The sequence below is a fragment of the Cohnella luojiensis genome, assembly GCF_004564235.1.
GTDB lineage: Bacteria > Bacillota > Bacilli > Paenibacillales > Paenibacillaceae > Cohnella > Cohnella luojiensis.
In genome coordinates this window covers 62614-85328 of sequence record NZ_SOMN01000011.1, presented here as the reverse complement: position 1 = coordinate 85328, position 22715 = coordinate 62614, and the positions used below count along the sequence as shown (strand labels likewise).

18 protein-coding genes and 1 riboswitch are annotated in these 22715 nt (G+C 52.1%); of the genes, 4 read left to right on the top strand and 14 right to left on the bottom strand.

The genetic code is table 11. From position 1 onward, the window contains the following. Window positions 1-202 precede the first annotated feature (202 nt). The 4 genes from E2980_RS10695 to E2980_RS10680 all read left to right on the top strand — a co-directional run bounded on the left by E2980_RS10695 (window position 203) and on the right by E2980_RS10680 (window position 4521). Window positions 203-1654, top strand: a complete 1452-nt coding sequence (locus tag E2980_RS10695; protein ID WP_135152175.1) for a spore germination protein — start codon at window positions 203-205, stop codon at window positions 1652-1654. Continuing rightward, window positions 1651-2808, top strand: a complete 1158-nt coding sequence (locus E2980_RS10690) for a Ger(x)C family spore germination protein (protein WP_135152174.1) — start codon at window positions 1651-1653, stop codon at window positions 2806-2808. The genes E2980_RS10695 and E2980_RS10690 overlap by 4 nt, the downstream gene beginning before the upstream one ends. A 26-nt stretch (window positions 2809-2834) precedes the next feature. Further along, window positions 2835-3935 carry a GerAB/ArcD/ProY family transporter gene (locus E2980_RS10685; RefSeq protein WP_167747067.1) on the top strand — a complete coding sequence of 367 codons (1101 nt, stop codon included), beginning with the start codon at window positions 2835-2837 and terminating at the stop codon, window positions 3933-3935. Window positions 3936-4041: 106 nt separating this feature from the next. After that, window positions 4042-4521 carry a carboxymuconolactone decarboxylase family protein gene (locus E2980_RS10680; RefSeq protein ID WP_135152216.1) on the top strand — a complete coding sequence of 160 codons (480 nt, stop codon included), beginning with the start codon at window positions 4042-4044 and terminating at the stop codon, window positions 4519-4521. Between the two features lie 327 nt (window positions 4522-4848). On the opposite strand, the gene E2980_RS10675 is transcribed toward E2980_RS10680, so the two are convergent. From E2980_RS10675 to purE, 14 genes are all read right to left on the bottom strand, one after another. Then, complete coding sequence (locus E2980_RS10675) at window positions 4849-5184, bottom strand: Ger(x)C family spore germination C-terminal domain-containing protein (RefSeq protein WP_135152172.1); 336 nt, start codon at window positions 5182-5184, stop codon at window positions 4849-4851. Between the two features lie 797 nt (window positions 5185-5981). After that, on the bottom strand, window positions 5982-6803 hold the full coding sequence (locus tag E2980_RS10665; protein ID WP_135152170.1) for an alpha/beta hydrolase family protein: 822 nt from the start codon (window positions 6801-6803) through the stop codon (window positions 5982-5984). Between the two features lie 318 nt (window positions 6804-7121). After that, on the bottom strand, window positions 7122-8387 hold the full coding sequence (gene purD, locus E2980_RS10660) for a phosphoribosylamine--glycine ligase (RefSeq protein ID WP_135152169.1): 1266 nt from the start codon (window positions 8385-8387) through the stop codon (window positions 7122-7124). Between the two features lie 708 nt (window positions 8388-9095). Then, the gene (purH, locus tag E2980_RS10655; protein WP_135152168.1) at window positions 9096-10643 is read right to left on the bottom strand and encodes a bifunctional phosphoribosylaminoimidazolecarboxamide formyltransferase/IMP cyclohydrolase; all 1548 of its coding nucleotides are present in this window, start codon (window positions 10641-10643) and stop codon (window positions 9096-9098) included. A gap of 13 nt (window positions 10644-10656) precedes the next feature. After that, window positions 10657-11319 carry a phosphoribosylglycinamide formyltransferase gene (purN, locus tag E2980_RS10650; protein WP_135152167.1) on the bottom strand — a complete coding sequence of 221 codons (663 nt, stop codon included), beginning with the start codon at window positions 11317-11319 and terminating at the stop codon, window positions 10657-10659. After that, entirely contained in the window at window positions 11316-12362 is a 1047-nt protein-coding gene (gene purM, locus E2980_RS10645) for a phosphoribosylformylglycinamidine cyclo-ligase (RefSeq protein ID WP_135152166.1), read from the bottom strand. The genes purN and purM overlap by 4 nt, the downstream gene beginning before the upstream one ends. Before the next feature lie 278 nt (window positions 12363-12640). Then, a complete protein-coding gene (purF, locus tag E2980_RS10640; protein ID WP_135152165.1) occupies window positions 12641-14137 on the bottom strand; it encodes an amidophosphoribosyltransferase in 1497 nt (498 codons plus the stop codon). Next, window positions 14134-16389, bottom strand: coding sequence for a phosphoribosylformylglycinamidine synthase subunit PurL (gene purL, locus E2980_RS10635; protein WP_135152164.1), 2256 nt, complete (start codon window positions 16387-16389; stop codon window positions 14134-14136). The genes purF and purL overlap by 4 nt, the downstream gene beginning before the upstream one ends. A 12-nt stretch (window positions 16390-16401) precedes the next feature. Then, complete coding sequence (purQ, locus tag E2980_RS10630) at window positions 16402-17109, bottom strand: phosphoribosylformylglycinamidine synthase subunit PurQ (RefSeq protein WP_135152163.1); 708 nt, start codon at window positions 17107-17109, stop codon at window positions 16402-16404. 7 nt (window positions 17110-17116) lie between these two features. Beyond that, window positions 17117-17359, bottom strand: a complete 243-nt coding sequence (gene purS / locus E2980_RS10625) for a phosphoribosylformylglycinamidine synthase subunit PurS (protein WP_135152162.1) — start codon at window positions 17357-17359, stop codon at window positions 17117-17119. A gap of 675 nt (window positions 17360-18034) precedes the next feature. Beyond that, the gene (locus E2980_RS10620) at window positions 18035-18922 is read right to left on the bottom strand and encodes a phosphoribosylaminoimidazolesuccinocarboxamide synthase (protein ID WP_135152161.1); all 888 of its coding nucleotides are present in this window, start codon (window positions 18920-18922) and stop codon (window positions 18035-18037) included. A gap of 346 nt (window positions 18923-19268) precedes the next feature. Beyond that, window positions 19269-20564 (bottom strand): adenylosuccinate lyase, encoded by a 1296-nt coding sequence (purB, locus tag E2980_RS10615; protein WP_135152160.1) that lies wholly within the window; start codon window positions 20562-20564, stop codon window positions 19269-19271. A gap of 6 nt (window positions 20565-20570) precedes the next feature. Further along, window positions 20571-21821 (bottom strand): 5-(carboxyamino)imidazole ribonucleotide synthase, encoded by a 1251-nt coding sequence (gene purK / locus E2980_RS10610; RefSeq protein ID WP_135152159.1) that lies wholly within the window; start codon window positions 21819-21821, stop codon window positions 20571-20573. Then, a complete protein-coding gene (gene purE / locus E2980_RS10605; protein ID WP_135152158.1) occupies window positions 21818-22306 on the bottom strand; it encodes a 5-(carboxyamino)imidazole ribonucleotide mutase in 489 nt (162 codons plus the stop codon). Before purE ends, purK begins: the two co-directional genes overlap by 4 nt. A gap of 167 nt (window positions 22307-22473) precedes the next feature. Beyond that, window positions 22474-22572, bottom strand: a riboswitch (purine riboswitch). Window positions 22573-22715: the final 143 nt, after the last annotated feature.

The following is a 22715-nucleotide window of genomic DNA, read 5'->3' as shown; positions in this document are numbered from 1 at the left end:
TTATCTTAGAGTTCGCCCCAATAATTAAACGAGATAAGAGGTTAATCTGTGACATTATCAAGTAGTTATGGCTCTTACTGATCATAACATTACCAACTTCATTTCTAATATGCATGCATTAACTAATATCCAAAATCTGCATAAACGCATCCCGCTTTGTTCATAATATTCTAGTGATATTTTGCGACCGGGGTGATCATCCATGAGTTCCATTAGCAGGAGCATCGGAGTGAATGAAGCCTATCTCAGACAACAATTCCATAATTCCTCGGACGTTATATTGCGGTCCTTTATATTAAGGGATGAAACCCTGCTTTTACTCGTTTATTTAGATGGAATGACTCGATTGCAAAGCGTAGAGGATAACATTCTGAAGCCCCTGATTTTCAGCGGTTTGCCGCAAGGAATAGACCGGATACAGTCGCTCGCCGAAATGTTCAGACGCGAATGGCTTCCATTAACGAATGTAAAGACGGACGAATCCTTGGAGGATCTAGTCAATCATATCCTGCAAGGCAGCTTGGGGATATTGGTGGATGGCGAAGCATCCGCGCTCATCGCCCAAGTTCAGGGCTTCGAGACGAGAGGCATCATAGAGCCGCAAAAGGAATCGACTTTGCGCGGCTCCAAGGAAGGCTTCGTCGAGAATATCCGTACGAATACGTCGTTGGTTAGACGAAGAATTATTCACCCGGATCTGAAGATGGAATCTTATACGATAGGCAAATACACGCAAACCGAAGTAGTCCTTGTTTACATGCAAGGACTGGCGGACGAGAAAGTATTGTCGGAAGTAAGAGAAAAGCTAGGTAAGATCGAGTTAAACGGCGTAATCGATTCCGCCTATATCGAGGAATGGCTAGAGAATAGTTCCTTCTCCATCTTCTCGCAAATCCAGAATACCGAACGCCCGGATATCGTGGCCGCATGTTTATTAGAGCGAAAGGTCGCTCTCCTCACTAACGGAACCCCCTTTGCCCTCATTCTTCCCGTTACCTTCTGGTCGGGTCTTCAATCGGCGGACGATTATTTCGAGAGGTTCGTTTTCGTCATTTTGAATCGGTTAATCCGATACGTCATGACCTTCATTTCATTTGCCTTGCCCGCTATCTACGTCGCGCTTTCTACTTTCCATCCGGAAATGATCCCAAGCTATCTCATGATCAGTATCGCGACCGCGAGGGAAAACTCGCCATTTCCTACCGTCATCGAAGTATTTCTTATGATGTTCATATTCGACGGATTGCAAGAAGCCGGCGTTCATCTTCCCAATCAACTAGGCCCGGTCATGAGCATTATCGGAGCGCTGGTCATCGGACAAGCCGCCGTCGAAGCCGGCATCGTATCCACGCCTATCATCATAGTCATTTCCTTAACGGGTATCGCATCTTACACGATTCCAAGATATAGCGCCACCCTTCCCTTTCGCTTAATCCGGTACCTCTTTTTATTCATAGCCGGTTGGCTCGGCTTCGTCGGCTTTGCGTTCGGCATTATCTTCATGTTGATCCATCTCGTAACGATTGAATCGTTCGGAACGCCGTACTTGAGCCCTATAGCCCCATTCGACGGCAAGCGGATTAAAGACATGATCATCCGCTATCCCTTCTGGATCAGGGATGGCCGGAATAAGAAAGGGAGTCGTCCAAGATGATCCGCGGCATCCTCTTATCTTGCGTCTTTCTAATCTTAATTTTGTCCTCCACCAGCTGCGCGGATTTTGTCGAACCGAATCAATTGGCTTTCGTAATAGGGGGGGCGATCGATCATGCCGAGGACGGGTCGATCGAAGTCAGCTATCAGATCGTAATTCCCTCTCAGCTGAGCAGCAAGGGAGGAAGCTCCGGCGATTCGGATAGTTTCGTCGTTATGTCGGCCAAAGGTAAAGATGTTTTCGAAGCCAGTGAGAAAATCCAGATAAAAATGTCCCGAAGATTGTTGACGAGCCATCGTGTCACAATGGCGATAAGCGAAGAGTATTTCAATAAGAACGACGTAAGCAAGTTATTCGATAAACTGAGCAGAGATCCCGCGAACAATCTAAGGGATATTGTCCTCCTGATTAAAGGAGGGAGCGCTAAGGAATTCCTTATGCTTAAGCATCCCATGGAACGTCTCTCCAGCATTGCCGCCGGAAAAGAGCTGCAAATCAACGGGTTGAGGAAATTCACTTCGAGGCAATTAATCGTCGACTATCTCTCTGAAGGAATTAGGTCTCTGGTGCCGGTTCTCCAAGTCAAAAATTTCAAGACGAGCCGTAAAAACACGAATCCAATTGCCGTATTATCCGGTATCGCCGTCTTGAACAAGAAGCTTAAGGTCAAAGGATTACTGAACGAAGACGAAGGCTCGGGAGCCATTTGGATGTCGGGGAAAGGAACTTTTAAAGGGGTAACGATTCCATGGAAGAACGGCAAAGGCATCTTATCGTTTAGACTTACCCATCTTCAACGCCGAATTAACTCCTATAGCCGCAATGATTCCAAACGAATTGTATTAACCGTTAAGGCGCAAGCTTATCTTCTTGACAACACGACCCCGCTGGACACGACCGATGTAGATAACAAGATTGAGATCCAGAAGTACGTTAACGAGCAAATCCAAAAGGAATTGCAGCTGACGATGGATAAAGTCCAGCAGTGGGGACCTGACGTATTCGGCATCGGCGAACACCTTCATCGCAAATATCCTTACTGGTGGAAGTCGCAAAAAGACGATTGGGATGAAAAATTCAAGAATATCGAAGTTACCGTCAAGGCGGATATTCTACTAAGGTCAACCGGAGCGACCGGCGCACCGTTAAAATGATTAAGGGAAAGGAGTGGCAATGGAGTATGAAAGTAAGCAGTTATCAACTGTTCTGGCTGATTAGCATCTCCTCCATGATCGTGTTTTCCTACCTTCCCATCCAGTTAGCGGCGAAGGAATCGCGCCAGGACGCTTGGATATCCATTCTGCTTGGGTGCATGATCATGATGGCCATCACCTGGATCATGCTCCGGGTATGCATGCAGAATAAGGACAAAACGTTAGTCGGCTTCATGAAAAACCTCTTAGGTACCGTGCTCGGCAAAATAATCGTAACCGTTTATTTCCTGCTTTGGTTCTTGCAGATATCCTCGATCGCAAGGGGTACGGTAGAATTTCAAAATTTAGTTATGCTCCATAACACGCCGATGATCGTCATCTTACTGTGTTTCTTGTTTCTCGTTGCCTATTCGGTTTATAGAGGGGGGATTACGGCTATCAGCCGATGCGCTGAGATCATTGGTCCCTTTTTCGTCTTCATCTTATACGGGCAGCTATTCCTGAATCCTCAGGACATGGATATGAAAAGAATATTGCCCATCTATGCGGACACGGGCTGGATTCCCATTCTGAAGGGCACTCTTTATTCGTTCAACTATATGGTAGATCCTTCAGTCATTCTCATGCTGTTCTTTTTCGCCGAGAACAAGCGAACCGCCTCGCGAGCGATCCTATGGGGAACGGCGGTTGCTATGATATGGGGCGTTTTAGCCACTCTGGTTGTTCTGTTCGTAACCGGACCAGGCATGGCCGCTGAATTGGTAGTTCCCGTATACACTCTCACGAAGATTGTATCCATTCTGAATTTCATTCAAAATATCGATGCACTTTTTATCCCTCTTTGGCTGCTTGGCGGCTTTATTAAATTATCGGTATACTTGTTCATCCTTAGCTACGGGTTATCCGAGTGGACCGGCTTCAAGAATTGGAAGCTTATTGCTTGTCTAACGACTTTCATCTTGTTAGCAAACGTGATCTATAGCACGCACAATCTTCGAATTGGATTTACGTATACGAGCTTGTTTCAGATCGGCTTTTTTTACCCTTTCGTGTACATTGCCATACCCTTGATTTTATGGATGATTGGCAGTATACGACAACGCCGTAAAGCTTCCAATATCAATTAAGTTTACTGGAACATCGGCTACAATGTCACAGAATGAATCGCAGCTTCGTTATATGTCCGAAGGCAAAATTAGTTCACAAAATACAGTAAAGAGAGGTACAAAAATTATGACGCAACGCTTAAATTACATGGAGCAATCTCCAGAATTTTTCAAAAAGATGATGGAGCTCAGCGGAGCCGAGCAAAAGAGCACAATTGAAGGAAAGATCCTTTATCTCGTTCACATCAGAGCTTCACAAATCAATGGTTGCGGCTTCTGCACGGACATGCACATTAAACAAGCGAAGATCCATGGCGAGAGCGAAAGTCGCCTCTATCACATCTCGATTTGGCGGGAATCCACTCTGTTCAGTCCGCGCGAAAGAGCTGCGCTGGCATGGACTGAGATCTTGACTACTCTGCCTGCACATGGTGTACCTGATGAAGTTTATGACCGCGTTCGCGGACAGTTGTCTGAAAAGGAAATTTCCGATCTTACCTTCTCCGTTATGGCTATCAATGCTTGGAACCGTCTTAACATAGCTTTCAAATACGTACCGGGTTCGGCTGACGTAGCGTTTGGATTAACTAAAGCTGGTTTGAGCTAACCAATTGCAAAAGCAAAGTATAGTTCGCGCTACTTGCCGCGTGCTTGCGAGCCGAATATTTGAAAGACAATTCGCCAAAAAGAACCCTGCAAAGGTTCTTTTTGGTCTAATAAGAAGATTGATCGATGCGTTCGCTTGTATCTACTACTCAGGAAGCACTCTGCCTTTATATTTTCCGGTTTGCATAAGCTTCACTTTGAAATCAATCTCCTTTATGGTGTCCTATTTTAATACCAATTGGTCTCTGTCGTTTAAGCGATGCCATACTTTTGGATGGTTTCTATAAATTTCTCCAAACAAATTCAACAGGTCCGTCTGCGTGGAAAGTCACTTTCGATACGTCGATAGGATTTCAGCCCGGACCACTCTTTCGGCTTGTTCTTCCATCGCCTTTATGGAAACATTTTCGGTCATTTCTTCAACAACCGCACGAGCCTCTATGTATATGTTAAAGCGTGCTTCATCTGGTTCGATTAACATCTGTATCCTATGATGAGGTTTAATTAAAACTAACGTTCCTGTCGGTTTTTTATTATCGGGAATTTTAACGAGAGCACGCTTCGTTTTCTTATTAAACCATCTCAATCCTTTGAGATCGTCTTCGGAAAACCACGCTTTCATTAGATGTTCATGCATAGCGTATGCACCGATTATTTTAAACATGGTTTTCTCCTTTTTATCTTCCTTCCATTCTCGTTTCGAGATGGACAGCGTTGGAAGTATGACTGTTCTGCACTTTTCGTTTAATTCGGCAATCTGTTTGAAACCATATTGAGGCTGAATAAAAGATCTCTGCGCATAGGTTTCCAGGTGTATCCAAAATCGTATCCAGGGGTGAAAAATTTAACAGTGATTTCTGTGCTAGGATATCGGTAAAACAAGACCTCATCACGAATTCTAAGATTCCCAATACCATTGTTCGTGCGACGCAATTCTTCGAATTCGCAGGCAGCATCGCCTATGTAGCCACCGAAGGGAAAAATGTTCGTTTGCCATCTGCCCATGTGCAACCCATCGTTTCGGATGACGTTGCCGCTGCGCTTGCTGGCTTCACGCTTGCAGCTCCCGCGAATGGCATTGTCGAGGTGGCTGGTCCAGACATGATAGTCCTTGACGAATTCGTTCGTCTATTCTTGAGTGCAACTAAGGATGTCAGGTTGTCACAGATGAGAAAGCGCAATACTTCGCCAGCGTAGATGTGAACGATCAATCTCTCGTCCCGTCGGGCGACAACCCGCGCATTATGACTACCCATTTCAAGGATTGGCTCAGCCGCTCCGCGTCTCAGGCGTAAGTCAGCAAGGTATTATTATCAATCTCGAGTGCAACTCGTAACGCAAAAGGGACTATCCTATTGGGATAGTCCCTTTTTTTAAGCCAGCGCCCCCTCCATTGTCGTAAAGGAAAGTGCGAGAAATAAGTGTAATTATGCAATTAAACTACTTGCATCTCATAGCTTGCTAGATACTCCAATGCTGCCAATCCTGCTGACGCTTCTCGTGGCTTGCCAACCATTCTAGCGTGGATTGGAATAGCTCAACTTTGTGGACGCCTTTGGAGTAAGTATGATCCGCCTGGAAAAGGATGTTCTTGTCGCAGCGCCCCTCGCCTCTCAACCAGAACGTTTTCTCCAGAAGAAAGCTATAGTCCGCGGGAATGATTTCATCCGACGTTCCGTGAGCGATAAACACATCGCCTTGGAATTTCGGAGCCTCCTGAAACGGTTGGTGCTGCTGCAACGAATCGAAAAATTCAGGTTTGAGCTTGTAGCCAAGATAATCCGAATAGCCCTTCTCGACCGCTTCGTCATAGGTTCGGCGTCCAACGATCTTCAAGATATCGCTGAACGGGTATGCGACCGGCGACCATAGGGCTAGCGCCTTGACCCGACGATCCTTCGTGCCCGTAAGCAACGCAACCGCGCCCCCTAAACTGTGCCCCAGTAAAGTCACCCGCAGAGGGTCAACGCAATCCAGGCTTAGCCCATAGTCCAATACGGAACGCGTCTGGGTAATCATGGAGTCCAGACCATGCTCCCCATATATGCCGTCGCTTTCTCCGCAGCCCGCATAATCGAAGCGAATCACGAAAAAGCCTCTACGCGCCAATTCCCTGCTTGCAAGCACGAACAGACGATCGACTCCGATTCGATTTCCGATAAATCCATGGCAGATGATGACGAGAGGCATTTTCTTATCGGTGCAAACGCCGTCTTTCGTTGGATAATGTATCGTAGCCGTCAAGGTCAGATCCTCATGGCGAATCGAGAACGGTCTTTCCATAAGCAATCCCTCATTCCATTTAATTCCGATGAATTTACTATGAATTAAACTTTACCATCGTATATAGCTGCTGTCAATGGGTAACCTACCTTATAATGACATCCCCGAAACTTAAGCATACATAAGGAGATGAAATCATGAAAAATTTCGTTCAATGGGTATCCGACCACGCAGTCATTTCGTTAGTGATCGTTGGAACCGCTTATGCGGTATGGTATATAATCGCTCACCACAAATCGCTTTTCTACAAAGAATAAGCCACCGATCCCCCTTGTTTTTCAAGGATTCCCGGTGGCTTTTTATTTATGGCGTTCTAAGCTAGAGAAGCGCTTTTGCGGCAATATCCGTACGGTTTTGTTTGCCTTGGAAAGTGATGTTGGCAGCCGCATTGTACGCGTTAACCCGAGCTTCTGCGATTCCGGCACCCCGTCCGACGATACCGAGCACCCGGCCGCCGTTCGTGACGACTTGGCCTTCCTTTAACGAGGTTCCCGCATGGAAGATTAGCGCGCCTGGCGTGCTTACTTTATCCAGCCCTTCGATCGGGTAACCCTTCGGATAAGAGCCGGGATAACCGCCCGATGCCAACACTACGCACACCGCTGCTTCATTGCTCCACTTGATGTCGATGTCCTTCAAAGTTCCGTTGATCGACGCGAGGAAAATATCGAGTAAATCCGTCTCCAGACGCGGCAACACCACTTGGGTTTCCGGATCTCCGAAGCGCGCGTTGAACTCGATCGTCTTAGGGCCGTCCTTCGTGATCATAAGCCCTGCGAATAACACTCCGCGGAAAGGGCGTCCTTCCGACACCATGGCGCGCGCGGTTGGCTTGATGATGTTCTCGATCGACTCGTCGATGATGGATTGCGCGATATGCGGCAACGGCGAGTACGTCCCCATACCGCCCGTATTCGGTCCTTTATCGTTGTCGAACACCTGTTTATGATCCTGCGCAGGCGACATCGCCCGTACCGTTTCCCCGTCGACGAACGCCAGTATGGACATCTCCTGTCCCTCGAGAAACTCCTCGATGACGACTTTATCCCCGGCTGCTCCGAAAGACTTGTCTACCATCGTTTCTTCCAGCGCCTTATCCGCTTCCTCGCGGGTGAAGCAGACCGCGACGCCCTTGCCGGCAGCAAGTCCGTCCGCTTTGATAACGATCGGAAGAGGCTGCTGCTTTAGATAAGCGGAGGCTGCTTCGTAATCCGTGAACGTTTCGTACTTGGCAGTCGGGATATCGTATTTGCGAAGCAGGTCTTTCATGAAGATCTTGCTGCCTTCGATCTCGGCGGCGTTCTTGCGAGGACCGTAAACCGGTATCGAAGCCGCCTCGAACTCGTCCACTATACCTGCGGCAAGCGGATCGTCAGGTCCGACGACGACAAGGTCGATCGCCGTATCCTGCGCGAATTTGACGAGACGCGGGAACTCCAGCTCGCCGATATCCACGTTCTCCGCCAATTGAGCCGTTCCGGCATTTCCCGGAGCGCAGTAAATTCGTGCGATCTTCGCGCTCTTCTTAAGCGCCCAGATGATGGCGTGCTCGCGTCCGCCCCGTCCGATGACTAGTACCTTCATAGCTGCTTCTCCTTTTTTGGTCGAACTAAATTGGCCTTTGAGCTCGTTTGGTGTGCTGTAGTTAGCTTTGGTCGAACTAAATTGGTCTTTGAGCTCGTTTGGCGAGTTGTAGTTAGCTTTGGTCGAACTAAATTGGTCTTTGAGCTCGATTGGGTGTGCTGTAGTTAGCTTTAGTCGAACTAAATTGGTCTTTGAGCTCGTTTGGGTGTGCTGTAGTTAGCTTCGAACTAAATTGGTCTTTGAGCTCGTTTAGTGTGCTGTAGTTCGCTTTGGTCGAACTAAAATGGTCTTTGAGCTCGTTTGTGTGCTGTAGTTAGCTTTGGTCGAACTAAATTGGTCTTTGAGCTCGATTGGGTGTGCTGTAGTTAGCTTTAGTCGAACTAAATTGGTCTTTGAGCTCGTTTGGGTGTGCTGTAGTTAGCTTCGAACTAAATTGGTCTTTGAGCTCGTTTGGTGTGCTGTAGTTAGCTTTGGTCGAACTAAATTGGTCTTCGAGCTCGTATGGTGTGCTGTAGTTAGCTTTGGTCGAACTAAATTGGTTTTTGAGCTTGTTTGGTCGGGCTCTAGTTAGCTTTGGTCGAACTAAATTGGTTTTTTAGCTCGTTTGGCTGACTGTTGTTAAATGTGGGCTGCCGCACTCATTCCGTGATCCTCTAGATGGCGAAAATAGCGGCAATTTCTGCCGCTATTGCTCTATTCCCGTTAAAATTAGTGTTTGAAGTGGCGCACGCCCGTAACGATCATGGCGATATTGTGGGCATTGGCCGCCGCGATGGACTCCTCGTCCTTGATCGAGCCGCCAGGCTGGACGATCGCGGTGACTCCCGCTTTCGCGGCGAGCTCGACCGTATCTCCCATCGGGAAGAACGCATCCGATGCGAGCACGGCTCCGCGCGCCTTGTCGCCTGCTTGCTCGATTGCGATACGGGCCGCACCGACGCGGTTCATTTGTCCTGCGCCAACGCCAACCGTCATGTTGTCGCTCGCGAGCAGGATCGCATTCGATTTCACGTGCTTGACGACTTTCCAAGCGAAGAGCAGCTGTTTCAGCTCTTCCTCCGTCGGCGCGCGGTTCGTAACGACTTTGATATCCCTGTCGCTCAGGCTGTGCACGTCGCTCTGCTGGACGAGCATTCCTCCTTCGACGCTGGTCACCAGCCATTCGGAGCTGCGCTCTGCCGCCGAAGGAAGGTTGCCGATCCGCATAAGACGGATATTCTTCTTACGTTGCAGAATTTCCAATGCTTCCGGCGTGAATTCCGGCGCGATAACGATTTCCAAGAAGAGGTCATTGAGACGCGTTGCGGTTTCGGCTCCGATCGTCCGGTTAGCCGCGATGATGCCGCCGAAGATGGAAGTAGGATCGGATTCGTAAGCTTTCACGTAAGCTTCGTCGATACTCGCGCCGATACCTACGCCGCAAGGGTTCATGTGCTTAACCGCCACGACGGCCGGTTCGTCGAATTCCTTGACGATCGCAAGGGCGGCGTTCGCGTCGTTAATATTGTTGTAGCTCAGCTCTTTGCCGTGCAGCTGTTCCGCGGAAGTAATATTGCCAGCGGAGCTCAGCGGCTTGCGATAGAAAGCGGCCTTCTGGTGAGGGTTCTCGCCGTAGCGAAGCTCTTGTACCTTCTCGTAAGTGACCGTTAGGCTTTCCGGCAGCGGATTGTCCAATTGTTCGGCAAAATAGTCGGAGATCAGCGCGTCGTAAGCAGACGTATGACGGAACACCTTGGCCGCCAGTCGTTTGCGGGTTTCAAGCGTCGTATCGCCGCCGCCGCGAATTTCTTCCAGCACTTGGGAATAGTCGCCAGCATCCACGACTACGGTTACGAATGCGTGGTTTTTCGCAGCCGAACGGAGCATCGTAGGACCGCCGATATCGATGTTCTCGATCGCGTCCTCGTAGGAGACGTCAGGCTTGGAGATCGTTTCCTTGAACGGATATAGGTTAACGATGACAAGGTCGATGTAGTCCAGATTCAATTCTTCCATTTGCTTGATATGCTCGGCATCGTCGCGGATCGCGAGCAATCCGCTGTGTACCGCCGGATGAAGCGTCTTCACGCGTCCGTCTAGAATCTCCGGAAATCCCGTAACCTCCGAAATTCCGATTACGGGCACGTTTTCTTTTTCCAGCAAGCTTTTCGTTCCGCCTGTCGATATCACTTGTACGCCTTGCTGCGCGAGCTCTCGGCATAACTCAACGATTCCCGTTTTGTCCGAAACGCTGACCAGCGCTCTTCTGATCGCCACAATGACCCTCCGTTCAATTGTTTATCGTTACTTTCCGTCCGTTCAGGGCGACTCGCCCATCGGCAAACCAACCGACAACCGTAGGCAATAGGTCGTATTCGGCCTGTTGAATTCGGGCACTTAGCGTTTCCAATGTGTCCCGATCTTGTATTTCCACGGCTTTCTGCGCGATAATCGGACCGGTGTCCATGCCTCCGTCCACGAAATGGACGGTGGCCCCGGTTATTTTCGCGCCGTATTCAAGCGCTTGTTCAACGCCTTTAATTCCGGTAAAAGCCGGTAAAAGAGCCGGATGAACATTGATCATTCGACCATAGTAAGGTTCTACCAGAACGTTGGTTACGAGCCGCATATACCCGGCCATGACGATGAGGTCGATGCCCGCGGCTTGCAGCTTGGCCACGATCTCCGCCTCGTAGGCTTCCCTCGAAGGATATTCCTTCGGCGAGAAAACGTACGTCTCCACCTGAAAGCTCCGGGCGCGTTCCAACACGTATGCGGAAGGCTTATCGCACACGACGAGTTCCAGCGTTGCGTTAATCTTGCCATCCCGCACGGATTCGGCCAACGCTTGAAAATTGCTTCCATTGCCGGAAGCGAATACGGCTATCTTAATCGGGGCGGAAGGCTCCGTTGGCGCAGTTGCCGCCTCGCCTGCCCCATTGCTTGAGATCATGGCAGTTCAACGCCTTCGAAAGTGACGATTTTGGAGCCCGCCGTAACCGTGCCGATACGATAAGCTTGCTCGCCTTGCTCTTTCGCCAAGGCCAACGCTTGCTCCGCTTGATCCGCGGAAACGACAAGCGCCATCCCGACGCCCATGTTGAACGTCGTGTACATATCGCGATCGGAGATGCCGCCGGCTTGCTGCATCAATCCGAAGATCGGAAGAACCGGCCAAGCGCCGCGGTTGATGTCCACGTTAACGCCTTCCGGCAACACGCGCGGAATGTTCTCGATGAACCCGCCCCCGGTAATGTGCGCCATTCCTTTAATCGTAACGCTATCCAACAGCTTGAGGATTTGTTTTACGTAGATGCGGGTAGGCTCGATCAGGACGTCGCCCAGCGTTTTCCCTTCCAGCTCGGAGGGCTTATCCGTAAGGAAATAACCTTTCTGTTCCAGAAGAAGTCTGCGAACGAGAGAGAAGCCGTTGGAGTGAATGCCGCTGGATGCAAGTCCGATGACGGCGTCGCCCGGCTGAATCGTCGAACCGTCGATCGCTTTCTTGCGATCCACGATTCCCACCGTAAACCCTGCGATATCATACTCGCCTTCGGAATACATGCCCGGCATTTCCGCGGTTTCGCCTCCGATGAGCGCACAACCGGCTTGTTGGCAGCCGTCGGCAATGCCTTTGACGATCGCCTCGATTTTCTCGGGAATAATCTTGTCGCAGGCTAGGTAGTCCAGGAAGAAAAGCGGCTCCGCGCCTGTAACGATGACGTCGTTCACGCACATGGCAACCGCATCGATTCCGATCGTGTCATGCTTGTCCATCGCGAATGCCAGCTTCAGCTTCGTGCCTACGCCGTCGGTTCCGCTAACGAGCACGGGCTCTTCGTATTTGTCTTTGTTCAGGCTGAATAGCCCGCCGAAACCGCCGAGCCCCGTTAACACTTCCGGACGAAACGTTTTCTTTACGTGTTTCTTCATCCGTTCGACCGCTTCGTTACCGGCCGCGATATCGACTCCGGCTTGTTTGTACGCTTCGGACAAATCTTTCACTCCTTGGGGGGATATCGCCCGCATACGCGGCTCCGTGACGAACCATCGGGTTCCGCCTGCTGGTTGTATTCGCGTGATTCGGATTGGATTAGAAGGTAATCACGCGAATACAAAGGCAGGACGTAAACTCTCCACCCGATGGTTGTCCCTCCGCCGCTCTGGGCCCGATTCCTGAGTTTTATTGACATAAAGGGCATACACCTGCTGTTTCACGCAGGTATTACAAATTTGATCAAGTGAGATGTACTTTTATAAACTGTCGAATGCAATCAATCGCACCCGCAGGAAGTCAGCTTGGCGTCTTCGAACTCTACCGGAGTCGGGTAATCGTTGTTGAAGCACGCCAGGCACAGGCCCCGATTGTATTCATTGTCGTGGCCGCCGACGGAATCGATCAAGCCTTTATCGCTTAAGAAATAGAGAGAGTCGGCGTTGATCGCCTGCCGAATCTCTTCCACAGTCTTGCTCGAAGCGATCAGGTCGGCCGGGTTCGGCGTATCGATGCCATAATAACAAGGATTCATGAATGGCGGCGAAGTTATGCGTACGTGCACCTCTAGGGCTCCCGCCTCCCGAAGCATGTTGACGATGCGCAAGGAGGTAGTTCCGCGGACGATCGAATCGTCGATCATGACGACGCGTTTGCCCTCGACGACCTTGCGGACGGCGGACAGCTTCATTTTCACGCCTTTTTCGCGCAATTCTTGAGAAGGTTGAATGAAAGTCCGTCCGGTATATTTGTTCTTGATCAAGCCTAGCTCGTAAGGAATGCCCGTCTGCTCCGCGTAGCCGATCGCAGCCGAAATACTCGAATCCGGCACGCCGGTTACGATGTCCGCGTCGACGAACGATTCCTGCGCCAATGTCTGGCCCATCCGCTTCCGGGAAGTATGCAGGTTAACGCCATAGATATCGCTGTCCGGCCTCGCGAAGTAGATATACTCCATCGCGCATACCGCACGGCGTTCCATCGGAGCGAACCGATCCTCGCGCAATCCGTCCTTGTCCAGAATGAGCAATTCCCCCGGCTGAACGTCGCGTTCGTAGACGGCGCCGATCGTTTCCAAAGCGCACGATTCCGATGCGAAAATATAAGCGTCGCCGAGCCGTCCCATGACGAGAGGACGAAGACCGTGCGGATCGCACGCCGCGATCAAGCGGCCTTGCGTCTGAATGAGGAAAGCGAATCCGCCGATCAACCGGGCGAACGCTTCTTTAACCGCTTCGACGAGATCCTTAGGCGAACGCGCGATGAGATGCGCGATCACTTCTGTGTCGCTCGTCGTCTGGAAGATCGATCCCGAGTCCTCCAGCTCCTTGCGGATACCCGGCTCGTTGACCAAGTTCCCGTTCGTACACACGGCGAGATCCCCGCCGCGATACTTGAACACCAGCGGCTGCGCGTTCGCCAATTTGCTTGCCCCCGCCGTGGAATAACGCACGTGGCCGATCGCCTGGTTGCCAGTCAAGGACTCCAAGCGGTCGCGGTCGAACACTTCCTTGACGAGCCCCATTCCACGATGGTAGTGGAACGTGCCGTCATCGGAAGTACATATTCCGCAGCTTTCTTCGCCGCGATGCTGCAACGCGTGCAAACCGTAATAGGAAAGGTTTGCGGCATCGGAATGTCCGAACACCCCGAATACGCCGCATTCCTCTTTCAATTTATCGAAAATCGAGTCTTTGCCGCCGTTGCCCTCGTTGTAATAATCCCCGGTCCAGAGCTTCGCCACTGCTGTCCCTCCGTTCGCAACACTGGATGTCATGCTTTCTTACCGTTCATTTGGTTTGAAATAGCTTCCTTCCAAACCTTGCGAAGCTCGGCAACCGATGCGTCGATCGCGTCGTGGCCGCCGATATCGATTTTCAAGCGATCGCCGGCAACCGTACCGAGACGCTGGAGCGGAACTCCCGCAAGCGTAATAGCTACTGCCAGCTTATCCGCTAGCTCCGGCTTAGCCGAGAGCAAGATGCGCGATTGCGATTCGCTGAACAACGCGATATCCGGGCGCAGATTCGTCTCGAACGCAACGTTGGCGCCAAGACCGCGGCCAAAGCCTGCTTCCGCTAAAGCCGCTGCGAGTCCGCCTTCGGACAAGTCATGCGCCGAAGCGACTAGACCTTGCTGAATCGCGCTTAGCACGGTCTCATGCAATTTTTTCTCCGTCGCAAGGTCAAGCTCGGGAGGACGGCCTTCCGTTACGCCATGAACCGCGTATTGGAATTCGCTGCCGCCGATTTCCGCTTTCGTCTCGCCAAGCAAGAAGATGACGTCGCCTTCGGCTTTGAACTCTTGCGTCGTGATGTGATCCGTATCGTGGACGAGTCCGACCATGCCGACGACCGGCGTCGGGTAGATCGCGCCGCGAGCGTTCTCGTTGTAAAGCGACACGTTACCGCCGATTACCGGAGTTTCGAATACGCGGCAAGCTTCAGCCATGCCGTCTACCGCTTTCTCCATCTGCCAGAAAATTTCCGGCTTCTCCGGGCTTCCGAAGTTCAGGTTGTCCGTGATCGCAAGAGGTTCCGCGCCGGAGCAAACGATGTTGCGTCCCGCTTCCGCGACCGCGATACGTCCGCCAACCTCAGGATCAAGATACACGTAACGTCCATTGCAGTCCGTCGTCATCGCCAAGCCTTTGCGCGTGCCCCGAATCGTCACGACTGCCGCGTCCGAACCCGGACGAACGGCGGTTTCCGTGCGGACCATGTAATCGTATTGGTTATATACCCACTCTTTGCTCGCAAGCGACGGAGAAGCCAGCACTTTTTGCAGCGCGGCGTTCAGGTCGAGAACTTGATCGTAGCGGTTCGTATCGATGGATCCGTTTTTCAAGTAGTATTCCGGAATTTGCGACGGTTTGTCGTAGATCGGGCAATCGTCGACCAGCGCGTGTACCGGCATATCGCCGACGAGCTCGCCCTTGTGGAACAATTTCAGGCGGCCATCGTCCGAAACCTTGCCCACTTTCGCGCAGTGGAGGCCCCAACGCTCGAAAATCCCTTTCGCTTGCGCCTCGTGCTGAGGCTCGCACACGAACAGCATGCGCTCTTGCGATTCGGACAGCATCATCTCGTAAGCCGTCATGCCTTCTTCGCGCTGCGGAACCTCGTCGAGGTACAGCTCCATGCCGTTGCCGGCTTTGCTTGCCATCTCCGCGCTCGAACAAGTCAATCCCGCCGCGCCCATATCTTGAATTCCGAGCACGATGCCGGAATCGATAAGCTCGAGCGTAGCTTCCATAACCAGCTTCTCCATGAACGGATCGCCGACTTGAACGGCCGAGCGCTTCGCTTCGGATTCCGCGGTCAAATCCTCGGATGCAAACGTTGCGCCGTGGATACCGTCGCGGCCCGTGGCCGGACCAACGTAGAACACCGGATTGCCGATACCTTTGGCGACTCCGCGTTGGATTTTATCGTGATCGATCAGTCCTACGCACATTGCGTTAACGAGCGGATTGCCTTCGTATGCCTCGTCGAACATGACTTCTCCGGCAACCGTCGGAATCCCGATGCAGTTTCCGTAACCCGCGATCCCGCTGACCACGTGCTCGAACAGGTAACGAACGCGTTCGTTCTCGAGGCGTCCGAAACGCAAGGAATTCAGCAACGCCACCGGACGAGCTCCCATGGAGAAAATATCGCGAATAATTCCGCCGACGCCCGTCGCAGCGCCTTGGTAAGGCTCGATCGCCGACGGATGGTTGTGGGATTCGATTTTGAACACCACGGCTTGGTTGTCTCCGATGTCGACGATTCCCGCGCCTTCGCCCGGTCCCATCAGGACGCGAGGTCCCGTGACCGGGAAACGCCTCAAGAGCGGCTTCGAGTTTTTGTACGCGCAATGCTCGGACCACATGACGCTGAATACGCCGATTTCCGTGTAGTTCGGTTTGCGGCCCATGAAGCCGCAGATGAGGTCGTACTCTTTGTCCGACACTCCGAATTGCTTATATATTTTCTGTTCCGCGATTTGCTCGACAGTCGGTTCCTTAACGGATACTTGCTGCGCCATTTCGTTCCCTCCTTAGCGGGCCCCAGCGCCGTTAACGGCGCCGGACTTTGCCTGCGTTACAAATGCATTTAATACGGACTTGAACATTTTCACGCCGTCATCGGATCCAAGGATGTCTTTAACCGCCCGTTCGGGATGCGGCATCATTCCGACCACGTTGCCCGCTTCGTTGCATACGCCGGCAATGTTTTCTACGGAGCCGTTCGGATTATCGCCCGCATAGCGGAAAACGATTTGATTGTTCGCCTTCAGGCTTGCTAAAGTTTCATCGTCCACGAAGTAGCTGCCCTCGCCATGAGCGATCGGGATATCGATGACTTGGCCCTGTTTATAAGCGTTCGTGAATGCCGTAGTCGCATTCTCGACGACGAGGTCGACTTGGTGGCAACGGAATTTCAGCGAGTTGTTGCGGATAAGCGCGCCCGGGAGCAGTCCCGCTTCGGTCAGGATTTGGAATCCGTTGCAGATTCCTAGGATGAACTTGCCGGCTTCGGCCGCTTTGCGAACTTCCGTCATGACCGGAGCGAATTGCGCGATGGCGCCGCAACGCAGATAGTCCCCATAGGAGAAACCTCCCGGAACAAGTATCGCATCATACGCGGATAAGTCGGTTGCCGTATGGAAAACGTAGTCTACGGATTGCCCAACCGTATCCTCTACCGCTTTGTAGCAGTCGATATCGCAGTTGGAGCCCGGAAATACTAGGACAGCGAATTTCATGAGCGCCTCAGCCCTCCAATTCGAAACGATAATCTTCGACGACCGTGTTCGCCAGAAGCTTCTCGCACATCACTTTGAGTTTTTCTTCCGCTTGCGCGCGATCGTTCGTATCCAGTTCCAACTCGAGGTATTTGCCGATTCTCACTTTGCCGACTTCGCCAAACCCAAGCGTATGAAGCGCGCCTTGCACCGCGTTCCCTTGCGGGTCGAGCACGTTCTGCTTAATCGTCACGTAAACCTTTGCTTTCATGGGGAGTTCCTCCTGAGTATGGGGTATGGACTGGGTTGAAAAACTTCCTGTGCGAAAATAGCGACCCTAGAAGCTCTTATTTCATGCGATGAATGGTGTGACTTGGGTTGTTATTGATCTTTCCCTCCGCTATTGGTGGCGGGAATGCTCATCCAGGACGGAATTCTGCGAATAGCGGTTCCTGGTACCGCTATTTCGTTTGATGGGTGTTCGTTCAGCGGAATAGCGTACTGTAGGTGCGTTATTTGCTCCGTTTGGTGTTCGTTCGGCGGAATAGCGTACTGTAGGTGCGTTATTTGCTCCGTTTGGCGTTCGTTCGGCGGAATAGCGTACTGTAGGTACGTTATTTGCTCCGTTTGGTGTTCGTTCGGCGGAATAGCGTACCGTAGGTGCGTTATTTGCTCCGTTTGGCTTTCGTTCGGCGGAATAGCGTACTGTAGGTGCGTTATTTGCTCCGTTTGGCGTTCGTTCGGCGGAATAGCGTACTGTAGGTGCGTTATTTGCTCCGTTTGGCGTTCGTTCGGCGGAATAACGTACCGTAGGTACGTTATTTGCTCCGTTTGGCGTTCGTTCGGCGGAATAGCGTACTGTAGGTGCGTTATTTGCTCCGTTTGGCGTTCGTTCGGCGGAATAGCGTACTGTAGGTGCGTTATTGGGTTACTCCGGCAGGCACCCTCACTTTTGTTCCATCAGCCTGCGAGCGATTTCTCGGTACCTCGACGTTGTCGCCTCGACAACCGTGGCCGGCAACGCCGGCGGGGGGCTGTTCTTGTCCCAAGCCGATCCGGCCAAATACGCTCGCACCGGTTCTTTATCCATGCTATCGATCTCGACGTCTAGCTTATAATTCTCCTCCGCCCAGAAACGCGAGGAGTCCGGAGTAAACAATTCATCGATAAGAATGATTTCGCCATCGATCAAACCAAACTCGAACTTGCAATCCGCAAGGATGATCCCGCGTTTCGCGCAGTAGTCCCTGCCGAACTCGTACAGCTTCAGGCTGCGAGCTCGCAATCCCTCAGCCAGCTCCTTGCCGACTCGGCGCGCCATCTCCTCGAAAGGAATGTCCTCGTCGTGACCGACGTCATTTTTGCCCGCGGGCGTAAAGATCGGCTGCTCCAGCTTGGAGTTCTTATGCAAGCCCTCCGGCAACGAAATGCCGTTAACCTCGCCATTCCCTTGATACTGCCGCCAACCGCCGCCCGTAATGTAGCCTCGCACGACGCACTCAATATCGATCCTCTTCGCCTTCCGGCTAACCATGATGCGCCCGGCCAGCTTGTCCGGATCGGTCACGATATCACCTAGTAACGCCACTTCGGTGTGCACGACATGATTAGGCTGAATCGCAGCCGTTTGCTCGAACCAATAAGCGCTTAAGCCATTCAACACGCTGCCTTTTCCAGGTACCGGCGGGTCCAACACATAATCGAAAGCGGAGATGCGATCCGTCACCACGATCAGTAAATGTTCGCCGAGATCGTAAAGCTCCCGGACTTTGCCCTTATGAATCAAGGGGGCGTTAACGAGCCCTTCGGCCGTAGCTAAAGCTTGGGTAGTCATGTCTGCCTCCTTGTCACGAAATTCATTTTCTGCTGTTAGGCCACTTACTGGACTTAAATGCTCATTTGGTGCTCGGCGCGACGATATAAGACCACTTTCTGAACTTAAATGCTCGTTTGGTGCTCGGTGCGACTCTGTAAGACCACTTTCTGAACTTAAACCCTCGTTTGATGCTCGGTGCGACTCTGTAAGACCACTATCTGGACCTAAATGCTCGTTTGATGCTCAGTGCGACTCTGTAAGACCACTTTCTGAACTTAAACGCTCGTTTGATGCTGGATGCGGCTTTGTAAGACCACTTATTGGACTTAAATGCTCGTTTGGTGCTCGGTGCTACGTTCTATCACTACTTCAATCCAAGCCGATCGAATATCGTGCCAACGTGCTTCAGATGCCAAGTCGGATCGAAGCAATCCGCGATTTCTTCCTTAGACAGCACGTCCGTGAAATCCGGCGTCGACTCTACGATATCGCGGAAGTCGCGCTGTTCTTCCCACGCCTGCATCGCGCGGGGTTGAACGGTATCGTAAGCTTGCTCGCGGCTGAAGCCCTTGTCGATCAGCTTCGTCATCACCCGGCCGGAGAAAGGCACATTGTACGTACGGGACATGTTGCGTTTCATGTTCTCCGGGAACACCGTCAGGTTTTTTACGATGTTGCCGAAACGGTTGAGCATATAGTTCAGGAGCATAGTCGCATCCGGTAAAATAATTCTTTCGGCGGAGGAGTGCGAGATATCGCGCTCATGCCACAATGGAACGTTCTCGTAAGCAGTCAGCATATGTCCGCGAATGACTCGGGACAAGCCGCTCATGTTCTCGCAGCCGATCGGGTTGCGCTTGTGCGGCATTGCCGACGAGCCTTTCTGGCCTTTGCCGAACGGTTCTTCCACTTCGCGGAACTCGCTCTTCTGCAAGCCGCGGATTTCCGTCGCGAACTTGTCGATGGAAGTCGCGATCAAAGCGAGCGTCGCCATGTATTCCGCATGACGGTCGCGCTGCAGCGTCTGCGTCGAGATCGGAGCAGGCGTAATGCCCAGCTTGCGGCATACGAACTCCTCCACCGCCGGGTCGATGTTCGCGTAAGTGCCTACCGCACCCGACATTTTCCCGAATTGAACGCCGTCCGCCGCACGCTCGAACCGCTCCAGATTCCGCTTCATTTCCTCATGCCACAGAGCCAGCTTCAACCCGAACGTCGTCGGCTCCGCGTGTACGCCATGCGTACGGCCCATCATCGGGGTATCTTTATATTTGATCGCTTGCTCGCGCAGAATTCCGATGAAATTCTCGATGTCTTGCCGAAGAATCCGATTCGCTTGCAGCAACAGATAGCCCATAGCCGTGTCCACTACGTCTGTGGAAGTCAGTCCGTAGTGGACCCATTTTCGCTCCGCCCCCAAGCTCTCGGATACCGCGCGGGTGAAGGCGATGACGTCATGGCGCGTCTCCAACTCGATCTCGTTGATTCGGTCGATGTCGAACTTCGCGTTCTTGCGCAGCTCTACCGTATCCTCGTGAGGAATATGGCCAAGTTCCGCCCATGCCTCGCAAGCGCACAATTCAACCTCGAGCCATGCTTTGAATTTATTCTCTTCCGTCCAGATGGCCCGCATTTCGGGGCGGCTATAGCGTTCTAACATCGTGGTTTAAACCCTCCATATATTCGATTGGGAGATCCATTCCAGCGCCGCTTCCACGTTCGGGGCTAGCACGTTCAGGTGACCCATTTTGCGTTTATGTTTCGCTTCCGCTTTACCGTACAGGTGAACCTTAGGCTCGACGCCCAATCGTTCCGCCGCCTCATCGCGCGACGCCATCCAAGCAAGCAACGGCTCCATATGCTCTCCGAGTATATTCGCCATTACTACCGGCGTAAGAAGCGCCGGATCGCCAAGAGGAAGATTGCAGATTGCCCGGATATGCTGCTCGAACTGCGAGGTCCGGCAAGCTTCCATTGTATAGTGGCCGGAATTGTGAGGCCTTGGAGCAAGTTCGTTAACGAACAATTGACCGTCTGCGGTCAAGAACAGCTCGACAGCGATCAGTCCGACGACGCCGAGCGTCTCGGCTATTGAAACGGCCAGCTTCTCGGCTTCCTTCATGACCTCCGCCCCGATGCGGGCAGGCACGATAGATAAGTGCAATATATTATGAACGTGGATATTTTCCGCAGGCGGGAAGGTTTTTACTTCCCCCGAGGGGCTTCGCGCCGCAATCACGGATATTTCCTTGTCGAAAACAATGAATTTCTCAAGCACGAGCTGCGTTCCGCTTCGACTAGCCTCGTTCCATGCAGGTTCTAGCTCATCATCCGCGCGAAGCACCCATTGTCCCTTACCATCATAACCGCCGGTTGCGGTCTTAAGCACGGCCGGCAATCCAAGGGAAGCCGCAGCCTCGCGTAGGTTTTCCAGGCTGACGATCTCCGCGTAGGGAGCAACCTGTACGCCGGCCGCCTCGATCGCCCGCTTCTCGCGAAGACGATGCTGGGTCGTATGGAGCAGCGAGCTCCCTTGCGGAACATAAGACTCCTTCTCCAACATCGCGGCAACCCCGGCGTCTACGTTCTCGAATTCATACGTAATGACGTCCGATCTTCTAGCCAACTCTCTGGCGGCGTCGGCATCGTCGTAAGCGGCCACGATCTGCGCTGCCGTCTGGCCGCAAGGCGAATCCGGAGTCGGATCCAGCGTAACGAATCGATACCCAAGCCGGTTTCCGGCATGGGCCAGCATGCGACCCAATTGTCCCCCGCCCAGTAAGCCGACGGTCGCTCCCGGCAAAATCGTTCGAGGGCTTGCCGCCGCGTCCTCGCGCTCTGCGACCTCGCAACCGAAATCATCGCACAACGCGCCTTCGCCGTTGAATAGACTTACTAATTTAATGTCGCCCATCATGATGGCAACTCCGCATTATCCAGAACGTCTTGCGTAATTCTGTCACGACGCGCCGAGACGCGAGCTTGTACTTCAGGATCGAACGAACCGATCATTTGCGCCGCAAGCAATCCCGCGTTCGTGGCTCCGGCCGTTCCGATGGCGACCGTAGCAACGGGGATACCACCTGGCATCTGTACGATCGACAGTAACGAATCAAGCCCGTTCAGAGCTTTGGACTGAACAGGCACTCCGATTACGGGCAGAACGGTTTTGGCTGCGACCATACCCGGAAGGTGGGCTGCGCCCCCTGCTCCCGCGATGATCACTTTCAAGCCGCGCGAAGCGGCGGATTCAGCATATTCAAACATCAGATCCGGCGTCCGATGCGCGGAAACGACTTTTTTCTCGTACGGAATGTTTAGCTCCTCCAACACGTCGCACGCTTTCTTCATCGTTTCCCAATCCGACGTGCTTCCCATGATGACGCCGACAAGTGATGACATGGTTCCACCCTTCCCCAGTTGCAATCTTTGCTTCCCGCAATAAAAAAAGGCCGCTGGGAATACAGTTAGTATTCCCCATTCGGCCTTCAAATCTCTACTACGGATACCTACCGCGCAACGGCGACAAGAGGAAGCCCGAACCTGGGATGGTCCGCGCTTCCATATAGGTGTCTTGACGATTTCCGCGTAGTCCGGAAATTAGGGTTTCCGGGTAGAGACGTTCGGGCCGATTCCCGACTTATACGCGCATTAAGCCTTGCCTCGTAAGGCTAGCAAATGCTTTTATGACGCTTCTAAGTTTACCCTAGACCCGGTTGGATTGTCAAACAAAGACGAACGCTTTGGTAGTCATGAAATATTAATGTTCGGATTTTGACACAATTTTGGTTGTCATTCTGCTTTGCGATGG

Excerpts from the sequence above, each read along its gene's own strand:
- E2980_RS10695 (WP_135152175.1), top strand. The coding sequence starts at position 203 with ATGAGTTCCATTAGCAGGAGCATCGGAGTGAATGAAGCCTATCTCAGA.
- E2980_RS10690 (WP_135152174.1), top strand. The coding sequence starts at position 1,651 with ATGATCCGCGGCATCCTCTTATCTTGCGTCTTTCTAATCTTAATTTTG.
- E2980_RS10685 (WP_167747067.1), top strand. The coding sequence starts at position 2,835 with ATGAAAGTAAGCAGTTATCAACTGTTCTGGCTGATTAGCATCTCCTCC.
- E2980_RS10680 (WP_135152216.1), top strand. The coding sequence starts at position 4,042 with ATGACGCAACGCTTAAATTACATGGAGCAATCTCCAGAATTTTTCAAA.
- E2980_RS10675 (WP_135152172.1), bottom strand. The coding sequence starts at position 5,184 with ATGTTTAAAATAATCGGTGCATACGCTATGCATGAACATCTAATGAAA.
- E2980_RS10665 (WP_135152170.1), bottom strand. The coding sequence starts at position 6,803 with ATGGAAAGACCGTTCTCGATTCGCCATGAGGATCTGACCTTGACGGCT.
- purD (WP_135152169.1), bottom strand. The coding sequence starts at position 8,387 with ATGAAGGTACTAGTCATCGGACGGGGCGGACGCGAGCACGCCATCATC.
- purN (WP_135152167.1), bottom strand. The coding sequence starts at position 11,319 with ATGATCTCAAGCAATGGGGCAGGCGAGGCGGCAACTGCGCCAACGGAG.
- purF (WP_135152165.1), bottom strand. The coding sequence starts at position 14,137 with ATGACATCCAGTGTTGCGAACGGAGGGACAGCAGTGGCGAAGCTCTGG.
- purL (WP_135152164.1), bottom strand. The coding sequence starts at position 16,389 with ATGGCGCAGCAAGTATCCGTTAAGGAACCGACTGTCGAGCAAATCGCG.
- purQ (WP_135152163.1), bottom strand. The coding sequence starts at position 17,109 with ATGAAATTCGCTGTCCTAGTATTTCCGGGCTCCAACTGCGATATCGAC.
- purS (WP_135152162.1), bottom strand. The coding sequence starts at position 17,359 with ATGAAAGCAAAGGTTTACGTGACGATTAAGCAGAACGTGCTCGACCCG.
- E2980_RS10620 (WP_135152161.1), bottom strand. The coding sequence starts at position 18,922 with ATGACTACCCAAGCTTTAGCTACGGCCGAAGGGCTCGTTAACGCCCCC.
- purB (WP_135152160.1), bottom strand. The coding sequence starts at position 20,564 with ATGTTAGAACGCTATAGCCGCCCCGAAATGCGGGCCATCTGGACGGAA.
- purK (WP_135152159.1), bottom strand. The coding sequence starts at position 21,821 with ATGATGGGCGACATTAAATTAGTAAGTCTATTCAACGGCGAAGGCGCG.
- purE (WP_135152158.1), bottom strand. The coding sequence starts at position 22,306 with ATGTCATCACTTGTCGGCGTCATCATGGGAAGCACGTCGGATTGGGAA.